This is a genomic window from Hymenobacter metallicola, from assembly GCF_004745645.1.
Lineage (GTDB): Bacteria > Bacteroidota > Bacteroidia > Cytophagales > Hymenobacteraceae > Hymenobacter > Hymenobacter metallicola.
In genome coordinates, this window is record NZ_SRMB01000002.1 from 828,083 (window position 1) to 847,759 (window position 19,677).

The 19,677-nt window shown below is 59.8% G+C and carries 20 protein-coding genes and 1 pseudogene; 10 read left to right on the top strand and 11 right to left on the bottom strand.

Features of this window, described 5'->3' with window-relative positions; translation table 11 throughout:
* Window positions 1–43 precede the first annotated feature (43 nt).
* Window positions 44–1,624: a bacillithiol biosynthesis cysteine-adding enzyme BshC gene (bshC, locus tag E5K02_RS14275; RefSeq protein WP_135395606.1), complete on the bottom strand. Its 1,581-nt coding sequence runs from the start codon at window positions 1,622–1,624 to the stop codon at window positions 44–46.
* Between the two features lie 145 nt (window positions 1,625–1,769).
* Here bshC and E5K02_RS14280 point away from each other — a divergent pair, with 145 nt between their 5' ends.
* The gene (locus E5K02_RS14280; protein WP_135395608.1) at window positions 1,770–1,985 is read left to right on the top strand and encodes a hypothetical protein; all 216 of its coding nucleotides are present in this window, start codon (window positions 1,770–1,772) and stop codon (window positions 1,983–1,985) included.
* Window positions 1,986–2,024: 39 nt separating this feature from the next.
* Here the strand turns inward: E5K02_RS14280 and rimO are convergent, their stop codons facing one another.
* The 8 genes and pseudogenes from rimO to E5K02_RS14320 all read right to left on the bottom strand — a co-directional run bounded on the left by rimO (window position 2,025) and on the right by E5K02_RS14320 (window position 8,632).
* The gene (rimO, locus tag E5K02_RS14285) at window positions 2,025–3,338 is read right to left on the bottom strand and encodes a 30S ribosomal protein S12 methylthiotransferase RimO (RefSeq protein ID WP_135395610.1); all 1,314 of its coding nucleotides are present in this window, start codon (window positions 3,336–3,338) and stop codon (window positions 2,025–2,027) included.
* Between the two features lie 211 nt (window positions 3,339–3,549).
* Window positions 3,550–4,476, bottom strand: a pseudogene (locus E5K02_RS14290) (alpha/beta hydrolase).
* A 118-nt stretch (window positions 4,477–4,594) separates the two neighbouring features.
* A complete protein-coding gene (gene ftsY, locus E5K02_RS14295; RefSeq protein ID WP_135395612.1) occupies window positions 4,595–5,575 on the bottom strand; it encodes a signal recognition particle-docking protein FtsY in 981 nt (326 codons plus the stop codon).
* A 169-nt stretch (window positions 5,576–5,744) separates the two neighbouring features.
* Window positions 5,745–5,906 (bottom strand): DUF4295 domain-containing protein, encoded by a 162-nt coding sequence (locus E5K02_RS14300; protein WP_135395614.1) that lies wholly within the window; start codon window positions 5,904–5,906, stop codon window positions 5,745–5,747.
* A gap of 7 nt (window positions 5,907–5,913) precedes the next feature.
* A complete protein-coding gene (gene rpmG / locus E5K02_RS14305; RefSeq protein ID WP_100337992.1) occupies window positions 5,914–6,096 on the bottom strand; it encodes a 50S ribosomal protein L33 in 183 nt (60 codons plus the stop codon).
* A gap of 179 nt (window positions 6,097–6,275) precedes the next feature.
* Window positions 6,276–7,937: an aminopeptidase P N-terminal domain-containing protein gene (locus E5K02_RS14310; protein ID WP_135395616.1), complete on the bottom strand. Its 1,662-nt coding sequence runs from the start codon at window positions 7,935–7,937 to the stop codon at window positions 6,276–6,278.
* Between the two features lie 94 nt (window positions 7,938–8,031).
* Entirely contained in the window at window positions 8,032–8,271 is a 240-nt protein-coding gene (gene rpmB / locus E5K02_RS14315) for a 50S ribosomal protein L28 (protein ID WP_044015540.1), read from the bottom strand.
* A gap of 97 nt (window positions 8,272–8,368) precedes the next feature.
* Window positions 8,369–8,632, bottom strand: a complete 264-nt coding sequence (locus tag E5K02_RS14320; RefSeq protein ID WP_317128912.1) for a DUF5522 domain-containing protein — start codon at window positions 8,630–8,632, stop codon at window positions 8,369–8,371.
* Between the two features lie 87 nt (window positions 8,633–8,719).
* On the opposite strand from E5K02_RS14320, the gene E5K02_RS14325 reads away from it, so the two are divergent.
* A complete protein-coding gene (locus E5K02_RS14325; protein ID WP_135395620.1) occupies window positions 8,720–9,862 on the top strand; it encodes an acyltransferase family protein in 1,143 nt (380 codons plus the stop codon).
* Between the two features lie 77 nt (window positions 9,863–9,939).
* A complete protein-coding gene (locus E5K02_RS14330) occupies window positions 9,940–10,440 on the top strand; it encodes a DUF2314 domain-containing protein (protein WP_135395622.1) in 501 nt (166 codons plus the stop codon).
* A 16-nt stretch (window positions 10,441–10,456) separates the two neighbouring features.
* Here E5K02_RS14330 and E5K02_RS14335 read toward each other — a convergent pair whose 3' ends face one another.
* The gene (locus tag E5K02_RS14335; protein ID WP_167856406.1) at window positions 10,457–11,380 is read right to left on the bottom strand and encodes an LEA type 2 family protein; all 924 of its coding nucleotides are present in this window, start codon (window positions 11,378–11,380) and stop codon (window positions 10,457–10,459) included.
* A gap of 204 nt (window positions 11,381–11,584) precedes the next feature.
* On the opposite strand from E5K02_RS14335, the gene rocD reads away from it, so the two are divergent.
* Window positions 11,585–12,841, top strand: coding sequence for an ornithine--oxo-acid transaminase (rocD, locus tag E5K02_RS14340; RefSeq protein WP_135395626.1), 1,257 nt, complete (start codon window positions 11,585–11,587; stop codon window positions 12,839–12,841).
* Between the two features lie 333 nt (window positions 12,842–13,174).
* Window positions 13,175–13,711: a hypothetical protein gene (locus tag E5K02_RS14345; protein ID WP_135395628.1), complete on the top strand. Its 537-nt coding sequence runs from the start codon at window positions 13,175–13,177 to the stop codon at window positions 13,709–13,711.
* A gap of 116 nt (window positions 13,712–13,827) precedes the next feature.
* Here the strand turns inward: E5K02_RS14345 and E5K02_RS14350 are convergent, their stop codons facing one another.
* Complete coding sequence (locus E5K02_RS14350) at window positions 13,828–14,019, bottom strand: hypothetical protein (RefSeq protein WP_135395630.1); 192 nt, start codon at window positions 14,017–14,019, stop codon at window positions 13,828–13,830.
* A 252-nt stretch (window positions 14,020–14,271) separates the two neighbouring features.
* Here E5K02_RS14350 and E5K02_RS14355 point away from each other — a divergent pair, with 252 nt between their 5' ends.
* The 5 genes from E5K02_RS14355 to E5K02_RS14375 all read left to right on the top strand — a co-directional run bounded on the left by E5K02_RS14355 (window position 14,272) and on the right by E5K02_RS14375 (window position 19,279).
* Window positions 14,272–14,739, top strand: a complete 468-nt coding sequence (locus E5K02_RS14355; protein WP_135395632.1) for a hypothetical protein — start codon at window positions 14,272–14,274, stop codon at window positions 14,737–14,739.
* 70 nt (window positions 14,740–14,809) lie between these two features.
* Window positions 14,810–15,802 (top strand): porphobilinogen synthase, encoded by a 993-nt coding sequence (gene hemB / locus E5K02_RS14360; RefSeq protein WP_206025962.1) that lies wholly within the window; start codon window positions 14,810–14,812, stop codon window positions 15,800–15,802.
* Window positions 15,803–16,030: 228 nt separating this feature from the next.
* Window positions 16,031–16,345, top strand: a complete 315-nt coding sequence (locus tag E5K02_RS14365; RefSeq protein ID WP_135395634.1) for a hypothetical protein — start codon at window positions 16,031–16,033, stop codon at window positions 16,343–16,345.
* Window positions 16,346–16,358: 13 nt separating this feature from the next.
* Window positions 16,359–17,312 carry a DUF6745 domain-containing protein gene (locus E5K02_RS14370; RefSeq protein WP_135395636.1) on the top strand — a complete coding sequence of 318 codons (954 nt, stop codon included), beginning with the start codon at window positions 16,359–16,361 and terminating at the stop codon, window positions 17,310–17,312.
* A gap of 119 nt (window positions 17,313–17,431) precedes the next feature.
* Complete coding sequence (locus E5K02_RS14375) at window positions 17,432–19,279, top strand: vWA domain-containing protein (RefSeq protein ID WP_135395638.1); 1,848 nt, start codon at window positions 17,432–17,434, stop codon at window positions 19,277–19,279.
* The last annotated feature ends 398 nt before the right edge of the window (window positions 19,280–19,677 follow it).

The window sequence follows — 19,677 nt, forward strand, 5'->3', positions numbered from 1 at the left end:
GAATAGCCGAATGCGCCTAGGGCTTAAATCCTCGGGCCGCCGGTTACTCTTCCTCCACCACGGCAAACTCCAGGGCCAGCGGCTCGAAGCCATCCAGCAGCTGGGCTATAAACCCCGGGTTGTTAATCAGAATGGACAACACGTTATCCACCCGTTCCTGCAGGTCGCCGCCCGGAAACAGTTTTTCCTTGACGGCCGTGAGCTGGGAGTAGGCGGTTTCGTGCTTGGCTTCGGCGGCTTTGCTCAGGCGTTTTTCCAGGCCGGCCACGCCGCCAGCCGTTTTCTGGGCTTCGGCGGCCACGGTTTTCACCAAGGTCGGGTCGAGGCGCTGGGCCAGGTCGGTGATTTGCTGAAAAGCCGTGGCAATGGCCTGCTGCTGGTCCCGCAGGCTGATTTCCTCCTGGCCCAGGGTGGCGCCCACCTGCTTTTTGAGCTCGGCCAGGGGCCGGAAAATATCGGTGGGTGTGAGGCCCAGCTTGCGTAGCTTGCCGGCCGCCGCCTTGCCCAGATACAAGGCCGAGTTGCGCAGTAGCAGCATCGGAAAGGGCACTTGGTTGTCGCTGAATACCTGCTTGAGCTGAAACCAGTAGGCCACCTCGGCCCCGCCGCCAATGTAACACAGGTTGGGCAGCAGCATTTCCTGGTACAGAGGCCGCAGCACCACGTTGGGGCTGAAGCATTCGGGTTGGCGGCGGGCCAGCTCCAGCAGCTCCTGCTGGCTGTAGCACAGCTCCGTATTGCGCACGGCATAACAGTCGCCGTCGAGTTCCAGCCGCTCCCGCTTGCCTTCCTTGGTCAGGAAAAACAGGTTCAGCGGCCGGGAGTAAATCTGGGGCTTGTAGCCGGCGGCTTCTAACTGCGCATTGGTAGCCTGTACTGCGTGGTTAGAAGCCTGCTCCTGGATTTCGCGCTCCAGCACCGGCACCAGGGCCTGCTTCAGCGCGGCGCTGTCGCCGTCGATGCTCACCAGCCCGTACTGCCCGAACAGGGCGTGCACCAGGCGGCGGGTGGCGTCGGCGAGAGTGCCGCCGGCCTGGTAGGCTTCCCGAAACGCAGCCGGCACGTCGGCGGGCAGCTGGTCGAGAATCTGCTCCGCGAGGCCATCCAGGGCCATGCGGCCCACCGGCCCACCGACCCGCTCACTGTGCCACTCGTGCTTTTTGCCGAAGAGGTGAAAGTGGTTGATTTCGGCGAAGTCGTGGTCCTCGGTGGCCATCCAGTACACGGGCACGAAGTCGTACTGCGGGTACTGCTCCTTGAGCTGCCGGCTCAGCTTCAGGGTCGTGATAATCTTGTAGATGAAATACAGCGGCCCGGTGAGCAAATTCAGCTGGTGGCCGGTTGTGACGGTGAAGGTGGTATCCTGGCTGAGCAGTTCCAGGTTGGTGGCCACGGCCGGATGCACTTCGTCCAGCCCCTGGTATTGCTCCCGCAGGGCCGCTACCAGCCGCTGCCGGGCCGCGGGCGAGTAGGCGGCCTGCTTCTCAGCTATCTGGGCCCCAAACTCCTCCAGCCGCGGAAACCGGTGGTAAAAAGACTGCAGCGCGGGGTTCTGAGTGATATAATCGGCTATAAAGGACGAGAAGGCGCCGGTGGCGGCGTAGCTCAGATGATGCAGGGGCATAGCGAAGAGAACAATTGGCGGTGCAAGGTCCGGAAAAAAATACAGCGCAGCGGCAATTTCCGGCACTCCCGGGCGCACCTCGCCACCAGTTTTGCTGTTGACAAAGCTCTACGCCCGTCTTGAATAGGAGTCAAACCGCATCCGCATGAATCTGTTTCAGCTCCTGGGCTTGTGGCTCCTCATTGTGGTGCCCCTGCCCTGGATATACACGCTCATTTACATCCAACGAGGTCATTTTCCGGGGCGGTGGGAAAAGCGCCGCTGGTTTCATACCGTACTTACTCAGCCAGTTATCGGCTTGGTGCTCTACTGGACCCGGGGCCACCGCCGCCGAAGGTCCAAACGAAAAAAAGCTGCCTGAACGGGCAGCTTTTTTCTTTAGCAAGGTTACTGGAAGCCGTTACACCAGCTTGCCGTACAGGTCGAAGTCGGAAGCATCGGTGATTTGCACGTTGGCAAAGCCGCCGAGCGACACGTACGTGTCGGGCGTGGCGGGCACCAGCACTTCGTTGTCGACCTCGGGCGAGTCGAACTCGGTGCGGCCCACGTAGTAGCCGCTTTCCTTACGGTCGAACAGGACCTTGTAGGTGTTGCCTACTTTCTGCTCGTTGAGCTCCATCGAAATACCCTGCTGCAACTCCATGATCTGGTCGGCGCGGTCCTGCTTTACGTCGGCGGGCACGTCGTCGGCCAGGGTATAGGAGTGCGTGTTGTCCTCGTGCGAGTAGGTGAAGATGCCCAGGCGCTCAAACTTGGTTTGCTCCACGAAGTCGTAGAGTTCCTCGAAGTCCTGCTGGGTTTCGCCGGGGTGGCCGGCAATGAGGGTGGTGCGCAGGGCAATACCGGGCACCCGCTGCCGGATGGTATCGACCAGCTCCACCGTGCGGCGCTTTGAAATGCCGCGACGCATGGTTTTGAGCATGTTATCCGAAATATGCTGCAAGGGCATGTCCAGGTACTTGCAGATATTTTCGCGCTCCATCATCACATCCAGGGCGTCCAGCGGGAACTGCGAGGGGTAGGCGTACTGCAGCCGAATCCAGTCGATGCCGTTCACGTCGGAGAGGTTGCGCAGCAAATCAGCCAGCTTCCGCTCCCCATAGGCCTGCAGGCCGTAGTAGGTCAGGTCCTGGGCAATGAGAATCAGCTCCTTGGTGCCCATGGAGGCGAGGCGCTTGGCTTCCTTCACCAGGTCATCGATGGGCCGGTCGACGTGCTTGCCGCGCATCAGCGGAATGGCGCAGAACGAGCAGGGCCGGTTGCAGCCCTCGGCAATTTTAAAGTAGGCGTAGTGGCGGGGCGTAGTAATGAGCCGCTCGCCCACCAGCTCGTGCTTGTAGTCGGCCTCCAGGGTCTTCATCAGCTGGGGCAGCTCCAGGGTACCGAAGTAGGCGTCTACCTGCGGAATTTCCACCTCCAGGTCGTCCTTGTAGCGCTGCGAGAGGCAGCCCGTTACGTAGAGCTTGTCGAGGCGGCCGGCTTCCTTCTCGTCGGCGTAGCGCAGGATGGTGTCGATGCTTTCCTGCTTGGCGTTGTCGATAAAGCCGCAGGTATTGATAATCACGATGTTGGCGTCGCTCTTGTCGGCCTCGTGGGTTACCTGGAAGTTGTTGGCCTGCAGCTGCCCCATCAGCACCTCCGAATCGACGAGGTTTTTAGAGCAGCCCAGGGTGATGACGTTGACTTTATTGGCCAGCTGGCTTCTTACTTTCATGCGAGTGGTATAAGCGGACGGCCGGACAATTTCTTAGCACTGAGAAAGTTGCCGGTTGAAGTCCGCAGCGGAATTTGGAGCGCAAAGGTACGCACCCGGCAACGCCTTTTCCTACTCGGAAGGTTTCTTTGTGTGACAGAACCGCCACTCCCGGCTTCTGCGTGGCAGGGTCCATGGCTGCACAGCACCGTAGCAGTGGCGCCAGCCCGGGCTATTTGCCCAGCAGGAACCGCAGGGGCCAGTCGAGGCGGCGGCTCCAGGCTTTTTCGCTGTGGTCCTGGCCCGGCACGTAGCGCGTCTGCCAAGATGCCGCAGTGTAGCCCCGGGCCTGCACCACGGCATCTACTTCGCGCTGAATAGCCGGGTACAGTGCATCCAGCGTCTGGTCGCCGCAGTCGAAATACAGCTTGTGGGTGCGCGGGCTGGGCAGGGCGGTGCGCAGGTAGCGCAAAAAGGCCGCGGGCATAGGATTGTTGCGCAGCGTGAACGTGCCGGGCCAGTGCGTCGACAGGCAGGCCGCCCCCCCGAATACTTTCGGATACTCGCACAGGGCATACAGCGAAATCAGTCCCCCCATGCTGCTACCGGCCACAAACGTATGCCGCCGGTCGGTGTACACGCGGTACTTGCGGTCAATCAGGGGCTTAAGCTCCGTCACCAGAAAACGCAGGTAAGCATCGGAATTGGGCTGAAACGGCTCGGTAGCGCGGCCCGCCTGCTGGAGCTGCTGCTACACGGTGTCGCGCTCGGCCGCGCTGAGCTGCGCAAACGGCTTCTGCGGAAAGTAATTCGGGTGGCGACGCGGGCCGGCATTCCAGATGCCTACTACTAGTACGTCCTGCAACTGCCCGTCGCGTTGCAGCCGGGTCACCACATCATCTACGTTCCACGCCTGCTGGTTCCAAGTAGTAGTGCTGTCAAACAGCATCTGCCCATCGTGCATGTACAGTACCGCAAACCGGCGCTTACCGTCGTAGTTAGCCGGCAGCCACACGTCCACGGCCCGCGGCTCCACGAGCTTGGAAGCAAAGCTGCCGAGGTGCTCGATGCGGCCGGCTACGGGTTGTTGCAACGCGGTTTGGGCTTGCAGCGGTAGACTTATGCGCAGCAGCAGGACCAGGAAGATGAATAGACGCACGGCAACCAGGCTTTTCAACCCGTAAAACGGACATTCCGAGCGAAACAAGAAATCCGGGTACTGCCCAACCGGCAGGCCCAGGCTCCTCGCCTCGCTCGGAATGTCCGCTTTGGCAGGTTTACTTCTTCGAAAACAGCGAGTTGACGTACGTATGCCGGTCGAAGAGCTGCAGATCGGTCATCTTCTCGCCGACCCCAATGTAGCGCACCGGAATGTTGAACTGGTCGGAAATGCCGATAACTACGCCGCCCTTGGCCGTGCCGTCGAGCTTGGTAATGGCCAGGGCCGAAACCTCCGTGGCTTTGGTGAATTCCTTGGCCTGCAAAAAGGCATTTTGCCCCGTGCTGCCGTCGAGTACCAGCAGCACCTCGTGCGGAGCATCGGGAATCACCTTCTGCATCACGCGCTTAATCTTGCTAAGCTCGTTCATCAGGTTCACCTTGTTGTGCAAGCGGCCGGCCGTGTCGATAATGACTACATCAGCACCCATTTCCACCCCTTTCTGTACTGCATCGTAAGCCACCGACGCCGGGTCGGTATTCATGCCGTGGGAAATGACGGGCACGCCTACGCGCTGCCCCCAGATGATGAGCTGATCCACGGCGGCGGCTCGGAAGGTGTCGGCCGCGCCGAGCACTACCTTCTTGCCGGCCGAGTGGAAGCGGTGGGCCAGCTTGCCGATGGTGGTGGTTTTACCCACCCCGTTCACGCCCACCACCATAATCACGAAGGGCTGCCCGGTATTGTCGGCCCGGTCCAGGATGGCGCGCGAGCCGGTGGCCCCGCTGTTGGCATCGAGCAGGCCGGCAATTTCCTCGCGCAGAATACGGTCCAGCTCCGAGGTGCTCACGTATTTGTCGCGGGCCACCCGCTTCTCGATGCGGTCAATGACCTTCACGGTCGTATCAATGCCGACGTCGGCGTGTACCAGCACGCTCTCCAGATCGTCGAGCACAGCCTCATCCACGGTGGTTTTGCCCACTACGGCTTTGCTGAGCTGGTCGAAAAAGCTGGTTTTAGTTTTTTGCAGGCCTTCATCAAGCGCCTGCTGCTGCTCCTTGCTTTCCTTGTCCTTCTTGAAAAAATCGAAGAGGCCCATACGGTCAGATGTAGCGCGAAGCTCCAGCTTCGCAGGTCGTTGCTCGATATGTTTCCGTTCAACGCTGTACGTTCAACGACGCGCGAAGCTGGAGCTTCACGCTACAACGCAAAAAAGTCCCACGGCGGCGGGACTTCTTCACTTCATTCAAAATGCCAGCGGCCTTGAATTACTTCGTGCCGGAAGCAATGTATTCCTGCACTTTGTCAACGGGTACCATCTCCTCGCGGAAGGTGTAAGCGCCAGTTTTAGGCGACTTTACAGCGCGGATGACTTTTGCCCAGTCTTTGCCGCCTGCTACTTTCAGGGTTGCTACTACTTTCTTAGCCATCGCTCAATTACTTGATTTCCTTGTGGACGGTCATTTTCTTGAGCACGGGGTTGAACTTCTTCAACTCAACACGCTCAGGCGTATTCTTACGGTTCTTCGTGGTAATGTAGCGCGAGGTGCCCGGCATACCCGAGTTCTTGTGCTCGGTGCACTCCAGGATTACCTGCACCCGGTTTCCTTTCTTAGCCATCTCGACTTGGGGTTTTGGATTAAGGACTGCAAAGGTACAAGTGTTTTCGGAATTGTCAAATGGTCAGCCGAATAGTAGCATAGATTTTTCCAATTTTAGCGCAGAGGGTGTTACCATTTGCCGCTACAAAGCGAAAAAACCTGTGCTGCTCTGCTTGCGAGGCCCTTGCAGCGGCTTAACTATTTTAGGTTGGGCAGTTTAAAATTATCCAGGGCACTGGACTTAGCCATCAACGATTCGATGTCGGCTACCGTGCGCGGAGCACCGGCCGACAGATTCTCGTAGCCGGTTTTGGTAATCAGGATGTCGTCTTCGATTCGCACACCAATGTTCCACCATTTGGGGTCACAGGGGCTATTGGCCGGAATGTAGATGCCAGGCTCAACGGTGATAACCACGCCGGGCTGCAGGGGCTGGTAGGTGCCCCGGTCGTGCACATCGAGGCCCAGGTAGTGGGACGTGCCGTGGGTGAAATACTTGCGTACTTCGGTTGCGTCCTTAATTAACCCCAACTTGAGCAGACCATCGGTAATAACCTGCAGGGCCGCCTTGTGGGGCGCCTGAAACTCGCTGCCGGGCTTGCACTCCTTGAAAGCGGCATCCTGGGCCGCCAGCACCAGCTCGTAAATCTGGCGCTGGGCCGGCGAGAATTTGCCGCTAGGCGGGGCCGTGCGGGTCACGTCGGCGGAGTAGCCGTGGTATTCGGCGCCGCAGTCCATCAAGATCAGGTCGTTGCCCAGGCGGGGCTTGTCGTTGGTTTCGTAGTGCAGAATGCAGCCATTGGCCCCGGCCCCGACAATGCTGGGGTAGCCTTCAAACTCGGCGCCGTAAGTGCGGTATACATACTCATGAATGCCCTGCACGGCGTTTTCCGACATATCGGGCCGCAGGGCTTTCATTACTTCCTGCTGCCCCGTCGTCGAAATCTGAATAGCGCGGCGCAACAGCTTTATTTCCTCCGGCGTCTTGATTTCACGCATGCCGTCCAGCACTGAGCCCAGGGTCGACCCGTCGTAGCGGCCGGCGGCGGCTTTATTCGCAATGGCCTTTTGCCGGTCGGCATCGGTAGTAGCCTGCCGATACGCCTGGATATAGGGGTCGGCGGCCACGGCGGGCTGGGCCTTGCTCTGCATTTCCAGGTAGGGCAGCAGATTAGCCGAGTTGGTGGCGCCGTAACGCTGAATCAGGCTGCGCAGCTCCCCTACCGCCGGGTTGTAATCGGCGGGCACCCCAGCCTGCCGACGGAAGTCGGCCACGAGGTTGTAGAGGTCGGCCGGGTCGCGGGTATCGTCGCGCACGTCGGTGGGCAGATCCAGGAACAGCACTTGGCTAAAGTCGGCCCACTTGATGCCCGCTTCCGGGAAGGCTTTATTATCGGCCGTATACTGGAGCTGGAGCTGCTGCTTGGCCCCATCGGAGCCCATACGGCGCCCGGTCCAGGACTCGCGCTGCGGGTCCCGGGGCTGCGTGAATAAAGCTTCCGTAATCCCGCTCTGTCCCCCAATGGTTTGGGGCTCTTTGAAGAGGACTAGCACGGCATGGGGCTCGGTGTAGCCGGTCAGGTAGTAGAAATCCGGATTCTGATGGTAGATAAAGTCAACGTCATTGGCCCGGTTGCGGACGGGAGCCGCAAAAAAAACGGCAACGGAGCGAGCCGGCAGCGCTTGGCGCAGCAGCTCTCTCCGTTGCCGGTGAAATGCGGGTTCTAAAAAATCAGTGGGACGTTCGGCAGCGGCAGTGCGCTGGGCGCGAACTTCCGACGAGAGGCCAGCCAATGAAACCGTCGTTAAGGCGACAGTTAAAAGGACCCGGGGCGTTTTAAACAGAAGAGAGTAGAACATATGGCACAAAGACTATGAAATGCCCAACACGTTGCGTGCGGGGTCAATTCAGCGTAATTGGCCGTAAGTTACTACTCCAGGCTTCCGAAAAAACCTAGTAAACGATGAAGCCCTGCTCTTTGGCCTTCTTCAGGACCGACATGATGCCGTTCTTGTTGATGGTCCGGATGGTGCTGGTAGCTACTTTCAACGTTACCCAAGCATCCTCTTCCGGGATGTAGAAGCGCTTCTTCTGCAGGTTCGGGTAGAACTTGCGCTTGGTTTTGTTGTTGGCGTGCGAAACGTTGTTGCCTACGCGGGTACGCTTGCCGGTCAGATCACAAACTCGTGCCATGATATCGAGGGACTTAGAGGTTTCAATGCTGGAAAAAGGGACGCAAATATCGGTATTTGTACGACAGTAACAAACCGGGATGCTGAAAAATAAGCGGTTAGCCTTGGGAAGCCGGGCCTTGCGTAGTCGTGGTGGCCTTTGAAAAACCCCACGGGCAGTGCCGGCAACCGCTTTTACAGCAGAATCCGCGCCGCCGATGATACTGCTCAGTAAATACCATAAAACCTTCTGGGGTCAGATAATAATCCCCTGGCTGCAGGGGCTGGGGTTTCAGTGCCATAGCTGGGCAAGGTACCAGAAAATGAGGAGTTGCCAGATTGACGAAGCAAGCACTGCTCAACCTTGCTATAACCATTCTCATTATTATTTATATTTTATTTATAAAAACTAGTCCTTATTTTAGCTGGCTCACCGGGGAAGAAACTGTTTTGCCGAGCGTACCCAGCCTATGGAAACGAAAAAATACGACTATATCGATGCGCTGCGGGGAGTAGCAGTCTTGGCGGTGTTGCTGGTGCATTGCGCCTTGTTTGGTACCAATACGCCCAATCATCCTTTGTTTGCCGCAGTAGTGCAACAAGGAGCCCGTGGGGTCCAATTATTCTACGTGCTGAGTGCTCTGACGCTGTATTTGTCGATGGGCAGCCGGGCCCGGCAGGAACAGCACCCGACCCTGAACTTCTTTCTGCGGCGTTTTTTTCGGATTGCGCCCCTGTTCTACTGCGCTATCCTGTACTACTTATGGCAGGATGGCTGGGGGCCCCGCGCCTGGCTGGGCGACGCGCCGGCCGTGACTCTGCCACAAGTGCTGTCGACGATGAGCTTCAGCAACGGCTGGAACCCGCGCTGGATTAATAGTATTGTGCCCGGCGGCTGGTCGATAGCCGTGGAAATGAGCTTTTATCTGATTCTGCCCCTGGTTTTTCTGTGGGTCAACTCGCTGCAGCGGGCCGTGTGGCTCGTGGCCCTTACCACGCTGGGAGCGGTGGCCTTCGTGCTGTGGTTTGGCCGCCACCCCCTGATTCCGGAGGCCAGCCTGTGGGCCGACTTCCTGTTTCTGGCCTTCCCTACCCAGCTGCCCATATTTGCCATGGGCATCGTGCTGTTCTTCCTGCTGCGCACTCCGCAAGCCGACCCGCTTTCATCGGCCCCTAGCCGGGCCTGGCTGCTGCTCCTGACTGTGGGCCTGCTGGTAGCCCGCCTGCTTTTCGGCGACCTGGTACCCAACTACCTGTGCTTCGGGGTAGTTTTTGTGCTGCTTACCTATGCTCTTTCTTTGTACCCGATACGCCTGCTGGTCAACCCCTTGACTATCTATGCCGGCAAAATCAGCTACAGCATGTACCTGACGCATTTTGCCGTGCTGCACCTGATGACCCACTTGCACCTTACCGACTTTATTATGCAACCGGGCCTGAGCCCGGGCCTGCTGAACTACGCGCTGCGCTACCTGACGCTACTCGGGCTAGACCTATTGGTTGCTACGACCACCTACCATCTTATTGAAAAGCCGGGCATGGCCCTGGGCAAGCGGCTGATTGCTAGCCTGGAGAAGCCCCAGCCCACAAGCCTGGTTACGGCGGCGGGCTAGGAGTAGCGGCCCTATCCAAGCACGAGCTTTTCCGTACCTTTCAACCAGTCCCGCAATGCATTACCGGGTCACCTGCCATGTTGCTACGTCACTGCCCCCACCTGTTGCTTCTGTTGTGTGCTGGCCTTGCCCTGCCCGCTGGGGCGCAGCAACTCGCGGCCGACAAGCCCACGGCTGAAACCGGTTCGGTGAGTCCGCAGCAGTCCATGGTGCTGTTCGACCAACTCATTGCCAAGCCGATGAAAGAAGCCCTGCGCACCCTGCCGCAGGCCCGCAAACGGTACCAGGCCGGCTTGAAGCCGGGGGAAACCTTCTACCTGACGACCCGGGTGATTGATGCCGACGGCACGTTTGAGCAGGTCTTTGTGCAGGTGCTGCAGTGGGAAGACGCCTACGTGCAGGGTACCATTGCCAACACCTTGCAAACCGTGCGCAGCTACACCACGGGCCAGACGCTGGAATTCACCACCAGCGCCGTCTACGACTGGACCATCGTGCGGGCCGACGGCTCGGAGGAAGGCAACTACGTGGGCAAGTTTCTGGACATTCAGAGTCGGCTGGACCGGCTGGGAGAGTAAAAGCCGGAACGGTAGCTTATTCCCCGCTCTTAGGAATGTTCTTTAAATCCTGCAGACTGCCGTTGCTGGCGAAATTCATGGTCATGTCTTTGGGATTGTGCTTACCGGCCGCCACTACCACGTGTCCATCCAGGGTGTAGGGCGTTTTTTCGGCTTTAAACAAGGTTTTGAAGGCAACTTTAGGCATGCCCTTGGGCTCGAAACGCACCCGAATCGGCATCATCTCGGTGCCTTTCTTGCGAAACGACACATCCTTTTCCTCCACGCCCTGCACCTGCATATCGTCGCTGATGCGGAAGTCGTACTTCACCTGCCGAATGGTGAAGGGAAACGGGTTGTAGTTGGTAATCTTGAGGTTGACCACGGCTTCTCCATTTTTCAGACCCAAGTGCTCCACGTCGATGTCGGCCACTTCGATTCTGGGCATTTTGGGCACGTAGATACGCTTGGTAACTTCCACTGGAATCTTCTTGGAGCCAGCAATGGGCAAGGTCGTGAAGAGCGTCATGACCATCTGCACGTCGACGCAATCCTGCTGGCTGGTCTTGATCTTGTCTTTGATCTTGCCTAAATCCATCGACACGGGCACGCTCAGATGGCTTATCCCCTTGCCTTTCAGCACGGTGGCCTGGTCTTTAGCGCCGTGGGCCAGCTCCGTGCCATCCACTTTGGTCACGTAGCTGAAGCTGTCGACTTGGAGGGTAATGGGCATCTGGTTGCGCAAATCCACTTTCATGTGAGCCTTCACTTCGTCGGGCGTGATGTTGCCGACGGTCATGGTGGCGTTTTCCAGGGTGGGCAGCAGTTCCTGGCCCTTGTCGGCCAAGACTTCCTGGCCTTTGTCGGAGCGGAAATACAGATACGCGCCGGTGCCTACCAGCACCAGCAGCACCAGAATCCAGAGGCCGGGGTGGCGGCGGGAAGAGGAGTTCGTAGTCATCAGAAGAAGAATAAAGGATGAAACACCGCACTTGAAGCTCAACAATAACTTATTGAAATTCAACCACATACATTTTAACCTTACGTGTTTCGCCCCCTGTCTTGTTATTGTCCAGCTGCCCGTTTCAGCTCCGCCAACGCCTTGCAAGCTTTTGCGTAGTTTTGGGCTAGCTGAACTCGTTTATTGGCCTAACTCCCACCCACTATGCACGCTACCCCCACCCCAACCGCCCCCACTACCAGCCGCAGCCAGGAGCTGATGGCCCTGGAAGACCGTTATGGCGCCCACAACTACCACCCGCTGCCCGTGGTGCTGAGCCGGGGCGAAGGCGTGCACGTGTGGGACGTAGACGGCAAGCACTACTTCGACTTCTTGTCGGCCTATTCGGCTGTAAATCAAGGGCATTGCCACCCCCGCATTGTGGGCGCTATGGTAGAACAGGCCCAGAAGCTGACCCTGACTTCGCGCGCCTTTTTCAACGACCAGCTCGGCCCGGCCGAAAAGCAACTGTGCGAGCTGTTTGGCTACGACAAGGCCCTGCTGATGAACTCCGGCGCCGAAGCCGTGGAAACCGCCCTAAAGCTGGCCCGCAAGTGGGGCTACCAGGAAAAAGGCATTGCCCCCAACCAGGCCCGCATCCTGGTGGCGGAGCACAACTTCCACGGCCGCACCACCGGTATCATTTCCTTCAGCACCGACGCCGACAGCACCGGCGGCTTCGGGCCCTATATGCCTGGCTACCAGGTGGTCCCCTACAACGACCTGACCGCCCTGGAAGAAGCCCTACGAGACCCGCACATCTGCGGCTTTCTGGTGGAGCCGATTCAGGGCGAAGCCGGGGTAATGGTGCCTGCCGACGGCTACCTGGCCCACGCCCACGCCCTGTGCAAACAACACAACGTGCTCTTCATTGCCGACGAAATTCAGACCGGCCTGGGCCGCACGGGCGAGCTGCTGGCCGTGTGCTACGAAGGCGTGCACGCCGACATTCTGATCCTGGGCAAGGCCTTATCGGGTGGTACCATGCCGGTATCGGCGGTGCTGGCTTCCGACCAGATCATGCTCACGATTCAACCCGGTCAGCACGGCTCCACGTTTGGCGGCAACCCGCTGGCCTGCGTGGTGCTGCGCGCCGCCCTCGACGTCTTGCACGACGAGCACCTGATCAGCAATTCGAAAGCCCAGGGCGAAGTGTTCCGCGAAAGGATGCGCCGCGTGATGGCCAAGCGCCCCGAAGTGGTGGAACTGGTGCGCGGCAAGGGTTTGCTCAACGCGGTGGTTATCCGGCCCACGGCCGACGGCCGCACTGCCTGGGACGTGTGCGTGAGCCTGATGGAGCGGGGCTTGCTGGCCAAGCCCACCCACGGCGACATCATCCGCTTTGCCCCGCCCCTGGTCATCACCGAGGAGCAGATGCACGAGGCCTGCGACATTATTGAAGAGGTAATTCTGGCCTTTTAAGGCGCCAGCTGCATTTTACCAAAAGCGGGCTTTCCAGTGTGGAAAGCCCGCTTTTTTTACGGCTCAGCCAATGTGTGACTTGCCGGCTACGCATCAATTAAGATTGGCGGGGGCCAAGGCGAAAGAAATGCTAACGGGCCAGACGCCGACGCGCATATGCCAGCAGGCTACCAACGGGCTAGAGCAAACGGCCAACCGCGCGCCGGATAGCCAGGTCGGAAAATAGCAGGCCGAGTGAATAGCGGAGCCTTTTCATTCCCCCAACCTCGTTTTAAGCTTTTCCCGTAAGCTGAGCGGACTGCCTTATCTTGGCGGTCCGCTTATTTTTTGTCCATGCCCGTATTTTCCGCAAGCCGCGTATTTCTGGTTTCTATCATTCTGCTAGCGGGCTGCCGCAGTGAAAAAATTGCTTTTCAGTTTCAGCCACCCGCCCCGGCCGTTGCCCCCACTACTCCCGCGGAAGCTCCAGCTACTCGGGCACTAGCTCCGAGGGCACCGACAACTCCTCACTCAGCGCCAGCTACGCCACCTCAGCGGCAGACCAGTCGGATTAGCCGGCCCGTGGCCCTGAGCCGAGCCCACCTTTCCCGGCCTCTACGGCAGCAGGCCCGGTCGGAAGCTCAGCGCGTGCGGGCCTGGCAAAAGGCGCGTACGCCGGGCCGAACGGCTGATGGTACTGCCGACGTTTTTCACGTGCTCCTGGGCTCCTTACTAATCATTGGGGGTATCATTCTGGGGTTGCTGCTGGGCGGCTGGCTAGGCCTGGGGCTGGGAGCAGCCGTGGTTATTCTGGGCTACTATTTCCTGGTGATGGGTTTTGGGGGCCCGCACGCCTGGCGGGAAATATTCCAGGAGTTTTTCAACATGTAACTGGGCTTGGCTCGCTGCTACGAAGTCATTACCTGATAATGGGACCGAAGAAAAGGCCCGCGTCCTGTTGCTGAACAGGGCGCGGGCCTCGGCTTTATTACGCTTGCCTGGGGCGGCTAATTATTCTTGCCTTTCTTGGCACCGCCGCTGCGCCCTTCTGCGCTGGGCACGTTTTCGCCGCGGGTGTTGGTAGCATCACCGGCTACGGGGCCTTCGTGGGGGCCGCTGAGCTGACCGGCTACGCCGGGAGCTTTTTTACCGGTTTCGCCGCTGTTGGGCGTCTTGGGAGTTTGCTTGCTGTCTTTCATGGCTTTGAGGTTGGTTGGTAAGAGAGCAGAAGGTGGGGTCACCTACCTCGTTTTACGGCCTATCTGAAATCGGGGACAGGAAAAAATTTGGCAGCTTATAGTAGCGTTGAGCTTCGCAATGAGCTTCTTGCAGCTCTTCGGCTACCGAAGAGAATCCTTCTTTTCACACTTCACGCTACGCTTTTGCTTTTCCCTGTCCGGCCCCGCTTCACGCACCTAGCGCGCCTCTCCTGTTTACTTCTTCTCGGGTCTTTGGCCAGCTGCCAGAGCCAGAAAGCGGCTTTTCAATTTAGTCCCACGTCGGCCGCATCTACCCCTTCCGAATCGGTAGCGGCCCTACCCGCCCGCGCCGCGGCGCCTAGTAGCGGCAGCGGCACCCCACTCCCAGCAGCAGCGCCCCACCCGACCCCGGCCCCTGGGCTCCGCCGCCTGCTGGTGCGCCCGCCGCAGCACCGGGAGGCCGCCGCAACTACCAGCACTCATCCGCTTCAAAAGACACCTGCCGCGGCGCATCCCCGGGCCAAGCGGCTCCGCCTGCGCCAGCCGGCCCGAATCGGCTATAATGACTTTCTGCTGTTTGGCGGCATAGCCGTGGCCGGAGCCGGAGTACTGGTGGCGGTAGCCGCGGGGAGCCTGCTGGGCGTAGTGGGCGGGTTGGTGTTGATAGCGGGCGGCTTCCTGCTGGTATCGAAAGGCTATGGCAAGGCCCGGCCGGAGTAAACTCGCTGCCGCTCGCAACCTTACCTTTGCCGACGTTGTTTTACCCGGTTGAATCTTCCCAAACGTATCAATGGCCATTCTCCCCACACACCGCCCTCGGCGTAACCGCAAGTCCGAAGTCATTCGCAACATGGTGCAGGAAACCAACCTGACCACCCACGACTTCATCTACCCGGTTTTTCTGATTGAGGGCCAGAACCAAACGCTGGAAGTAAGCTCGATGCCGGGCATTCACCGCTTCACCGCCGACCGCCTCATCGACGAAATCGGGCAGGCCATAGAGCTGGGCATCAAGGCTTTTGCTCCTTTCCCCAGCATCAACGACGCCTTGAAGGACCGCCTGGCCAAAGAGTCGGCCAACCCCGAAGGCTTATATCTGAAAACCGTAGCCGACATCAAGCGGCAGTTCCCCGACGTGGTTGTCATGACCGACGTAGCCATGGACCCTTATTCTTCGGACGGTCACGACGGCGTAGTGGATGCCGAATCGGGGGAAATCCTGAACGACGCTTCCCTGGAAGTATTGGGTCAGATGGCCCTGGCCCAGGCCCGTGCCGGCGCCGACATCATCGGCCCCTCGGACATGATGGATGGCCGCGTGGCCTGGATTCGGGACGTGCTGGACCGCAACGCTTTTTCGCACGTGAGCATCATGAGCTACACGGCCAAGTACGCCTCGGCCTTCTACGGCCCCTTCCGCGACGCCCTGGACTCGGCCCCCAAGAAAGGGGACAAGAAAAGCTACCAGATGAACCCGGCCAACAAGCGCGAAGCCCTGCGCGAGCTGGCCCTCGACGAGCAGGAAGGCGCCGACATGGTGATGGTAAAGCCCGCCCTGAGCTACCTCGACGTAATTCACACCGTGAAAGAGCACACTCACCTGCCCGTAACGGCCTACAACGTATCGGGCGAGTACGCCATGATTAAGGCCGCTGCCCGCAATGGCTGGGTCGATGGCGAGAAGACCATGATGGAAGTGCTGCTCAGCATCAAGCGGGCCGGCGCCGACGCCATTCTAACCTACTTTGCCAAGGAAGCCGCCGAGGTGCTGCGCCGCGGGTAAACCGCCTGCTGAAGCCTACTAAAAGGCTGGCTGCCGCAAAGGCCGTTCTGCTAGTCAGAACGGCCTTTTGTTGTTTTAAGCAGAGGCTTTATACTAATTTCATTAGTAAATATTTCCTCCGTATATAGCCTTTTCCACTGTTATTTCGTATTATTACCAGAGCAACGCCACAGCTGCCTACTACACGGTGTTAGCAAAATTATTTAGCAAATCATTTTAGCAAAAGCCATGACTCAGTCCCCTTTTCAGTATCGCCACGGCGACGTCCTGCTTGCCCCGGTTGCGGCCTTACCAGCCGGTTCGGTTCCGCGCACGGGTTTAGTGCTGGCTCATGGGGAGCACACGGGGCATAGCCACCGCATCCGGGAGTTTGGGGCGGCCAGCCTGTACGTGTATGGCCAGGAATTATACCTGCTGGTTTCGGCCCCTTCGGCCACGCTAGTCCACGAAGAGCACCGCCCCATCGAGCTGCCGGTGGGTGTCTACCGCGTTTGGCAGCAGCGCGAGTACACCCCTTCCGCCATCCGGACCGTCGTAGACTAGACATCTGCCGCTTATGTTCAGCATCAACGCCCGGGGCCGCCAGCTACGCCGGCCTGCTACCGAAGCTCCGCCGGCTGCCGAACCGGCCGCGGCCTACCGCCCCCGCCCGGCCGGGGTGCCCACCCCACCGCCCCAGGTAGCTCAGCCGGCCGGTCCGGTGCGCGCTACGCCGGAGGTGGCGCGGGCTCTGCTACTATCGGGTCGAATGCCGGATGAGCTGATTGTGAGCGGGGCGCTGCGGCTGAACGGGGAGCAGCGGCTCCGGGAATTGCCCCGCTTGCTGGAATGCACCCACCTGGAGGTCAACGACTGTTCTACTCTGGAGCTGCTGCCCGAGCGCCTCCGTGCCACCAGCGTGCAGGCCGCCCGCACCGCCATCCGGGAGCTCACCGGCGACTGGCTGGTGCGCGAGAGCCTCAACCTGAGCGGCTGCCGGCAGCTGCGGCGCCTGCCCGAGCGCCTCACCGCTCGTTCGCTCGACGTTTCCAACTGCCCTTTGCTTACCCAACTCCCGGCTACGATTCATCTTACCCACTGGCTGGAAGTAGCGGGCAGCGGCCTGACGGGCTTGCCCAGCGGTCTGCGGGTCAATATTCACTGGCAGGGCACGGCCGTGGACGAGCGCACCGCGTTCCGCCCCGAAGACCTGAAGGCCGTGGATATTCTCAATGTGCGCAACGTGACGCGCCGCCGCGTACTGCTGGAACGGTTTGGCCTCGACCGGCTTGTGCAGGAAGTTGGCGGCCTGATTATCGACCGGGACCGGGACGCCGGTGGGGAACGGCAGCTGCTGAGCATTCCGCTGGAAGGCGACGAGCCCATTGTGGCCCTGCGCGTTATCTGTCCTTCCACGGCCCACACCTACGTGCTGCGGGTGCCGCCCCACCTCCGTACCTGCCGCCGGGCCGCCGCGTGGCTGGCGGGCTTCGAGAACGAGCACGACTACCGGCCCCTGATTGAAACCTGAGCGGCCCGGTCGTATAGCGCCAGCTGAATATCTGATTTCTTACCTATTTTCCCGCCCCCACTCCCGGCGACGGGCCGGGTGTTACTTGCCCTATTTTTCCTATTCCTTTCTCTTCTCCTATGCACATAACCCAGCAGCCTACCTCCCCGGTACTTCTCGAAAACCTGGCCGACACGACCAGCCTGCTCCTAAAATTCCGGGAAGACGTTCCCAACCCGCAGCGCCGGCCCCTCAACGTGGCCTTGGTCATTGACCGCAGCGGCAGCATGGCGGGCGCCCCGCTCCGTTACGCCTTGCAGGCGGCCGCCAACTTCGTGGACCGCCTCACCGCCGACGACCGGCTGAGCATTGTAGTGTACGACGACGTAGTGAGCACGCTGCTGGATGCCCAGCTCGTGACCGATAAGGACAATATCAAGCGCATTTTGCAGGGTGTGCGGGCCGGGGGGCTAACTAACCTAAGCGGCGGCTGGCTGCAGGGCTGCGAACTGGTGGCCAAGCACAAAACCGACCAGCACGTGAACCGCGTGCTGCTGCTCACCGACGGGCAGGCCAACAACGGCATCACCAATCCGGCTATTCTGATTACTACTGCCAGCAAGAAGGCAGAAGAAGGCATTACGACGACGACCCTGGGCTTTGGCAGCCACTTCGAGGAAGATTTGCTGATTGGCATGGCCCGAGCCGCGGCTGGCAACTTTTACTTTATTCAGTCCCTGGACGATGCGGCCGACGTGTTTGGTATCGAGCTGGACAGCCTCAAAGCCATTGCCGCCCAAAACCTGACCGTTACGCTCACGCCCCTCGGGGCCACGGTACTCGGGGATGTGCTGAGCCTGGCCCGGCAGGAGGCCCAGTCCGGTGGCCGCATGGTGCTGCACCTGGGAGATGTGTACGAGAACGAGGACAAGCTGCTCGGGCTCCAATTACAGCTCCCGGCCCTGCCCACCGGTGCCCACCAGCTGCTGCAGGTCGCCTACCGCGCCGATGCCATTCGCAACGGCAGCATCGAGGCCATTACGGGCGAGCATACGGTTCAATTCACGGCCGGCAGCATTGAGGCCGTAGCCACGGCTTCCGATGGCGGCGTCATGCTGGAGCTGGCCCGCCTGCGCATTGCCCGCGACAAAGAGCAGGCCGTGGACCTGGCCGATGCCGGCAAGCACGCCGAGGCCGAAGCCCTGCTGCACCAGCTAGTAGCCGACCTGACCGCCAAAGGCCTGCACGAGCACTTCGAGATTGCCGAGGAAATCGACCAGATTAACCACTACGCCCAGCGCATTGCCAGCCGCCACCTCGACAACGAGAGCCGCAAGGAGCTGCGCGACCAGGCCTTCCAGGGCCGCCGGGCCCGGGTCGACTTGGCCGGCCGCGGCGTGAGCGTCGACCAGGCGGCCCACGCGCTGCCAGTAGTGAGCGAGCCGGGCACGGGCGTGGAGCTGGTCTGCTTCCGGGAAGGCGGCAAGCTGCGCGTGCGGGTTGTCTCGGCCGGTTATGACGACTTAAACATTCAGTTTCCCCGGGCCATTCGGGCCGAGGGGGCGCACTACATCGTTGAGGAACTGGAGCGGAGTGCCGATGGTACGTTTTACCGGGCCAAGGGCACTATTACCCGCCTCGTGCGGCCGGGCGAAACTGACCCGCTGGCCGGTGGCCACCACGGCTCGTCGCGCAGCCGGAGCACCAGTAGCAGCAGTTCCCGCGCGGCCAAGCCCGCCACGACGCTGGCCGATCTGGAAGAAACCGACACCATTGGCTCCGGCATTCTGATTCAGTGCGTGAAAGACGGCAGCAAGCTGCGGGCCCGCGTGGTGAGCGACGGATTTGACCCCAACTGGAACATGCGCTTCCCCCGTGGCATCCGCGACGAAAGCACCCTGTTTGTAGTAGAGCACGTCAATACTGCTCCCGATGGCAAGTCCTACATTGCCAGCGGCGACATCAAGAAGTTTGTGCAAACCACCTAGGCTGGCTTCTCTGAGCTGAGGTGTATAAGCAGCCCGGGGTTCCTGTTCAAGCAGGGGCTCCGGGCTTTTTTGCGGCCAGGCAAGCCCCGCGTTGCCTGCGGAGCAGAACCATGCTACCGGCATTTGGCTAGCTAGCTGATGGGTTCTACTGACTTTCAGAAACATAGCTACGAGCCTTACCAGCAACAATGACATAATCTTAACACCTCAACGCAGGGGCAAACCGCTGGCTTTACTTATCTTCATTAGATATAGGCGATTCTTGCTTTTTACAACTCAACCGTAACATTCTCTTTGCCTTACGCTTGCCCTGCGCTTACCCGTTCCTGTTTCCTACCGCTGCTGTCGGCCTGATGCCGCCCGCACTTCACCTACGGCAACGCCGCTTCAGTTCTATG

Coding starts and splice junctions, on each gene's coding strand:
- E5K02_RS14335 (WP_167856406.1), bottom strand. CDS start 11,380: ATGACTACGAACTCCTCTTCCCGCCGCCACCCCGGCCTCTGGATTCTG.
- hemB (WP_206025962.1), top strand. CDS start 14,810: ATGGCCATTCTCCCCACACACCGCCCTCGGCGTAACCGCAAGTCCGAA.
- E5K02_RS14375 (WP_135395638.1), top strand. CDS start 17,432: ATGCACATAACCCAGCAGCCTACCTCCCCGGTACTTCTCGAAAACCTG.
- E5K02_RS14320 (WP_317128912.1), bottom strand. CDS start 8,632: ATGAGAATGGTTATAGCAAGGTTGAGCAGTGCTTGCTTCGTCAATCTG.
- E5K02_RS14325 (WP_135395620.1), top strand. CDS start 8,720: ATGGAAACGAAAAAATACGACTATATCGATGCGCTGCGGGGAGTAGCA.
- E5K02_RS14365 (WP_135395634.1), top strand. CDS start 16,031: ATGACTCAGTCCCCTTTTCAGTATCGCCACGGCGACGTCCTGCTTGCC.
- bshC (WP_135395606.1), bottom strand. CDS start 1,624: ATGCCCCTGCATCATCTGAGCTACGCCGCCACCGGCGCCTTCTCGTCC.
- rpmB (WP_044015540.1), bottom strand. CDS start 8,271: ATGGCACGAGTTTGTGATCTGACCGGCAAGCGTACCCGCGTAGGCAAC.
- rimO (WP_135395610.1), bottom strand. CDS start 3,338: ATGAAAGTAAGAAGCCAGCTGGCCAATAAAGTCAACGTCATCACCCTG.
- rpmG (WP_100337992.1), bottom strand. CDS start 6,096: ATGGCTAAGAAAGGAAACCGGGTGCAGGTAATCCTGGAGTGCACCGAG.
- E5K02_RS14300 (WP_135395614.1), bottom strand. CDS start 5,906: ATGGCTAAGAAAGTAGTAGCAACCCTGAAAGTAGCAGGCGGCAAAGAC.
- E5K02_RS14310 (WP_135395616.1), bottom strand. CDS start 7,937: ATGTTCTACTCTCTTCTGTTTAAAACGCCCCGGGTCCTTTTAACTGTC.
- E5K02_RS14350 (WP_135395630.1), bottom strand. CDS start 14,019: ATGAAAGACAGCAAGCAAACTCCCAAGACGCCCAACAGCGGCGAAACC.
- E5K02_RS14330 (WP_135395622.1), top strand. CDS start 9,940: ATGTTGCTACGTCACTGCCCCCACCTGTTGCTTCTGTTGTGTGCTGGC.
- E5K02_RS14370 (WP_135395636.1), top strand. CDS start 16,359: ATGTTCAGCATCAACGCCCGGGGCCGCCAGCTACGCCGGCCTGCTACC.
- ftsY (WP_135395612.1), bottom strand. CDS start 5,575: ATGGGCCTCTTCGATTTTTTCAAGAAGGACAAGGAAAGCAAGGAGCAG.
- rocD (WP_135395626.1), top strand. CDS start 11,585: ATGCACGCTACCCCCACCCCAACCGCCCCCACTACCAGCCGCAGCCAG.
- E5K02_RS14345 (WP_135395628.1), top strand. CDS start 13,175: ATGCCCGTATTTTCCGCAAGCCGCGTATTTCTGGTTTCTATCATTCTG.
- E5K02_RS14280 (WP_135395608.1), top strand. CDS start 1,770: ATGAATCTGTTTCAGCTCCTGGGCTTGTGGCTCCTCATTGTGGTGCCC.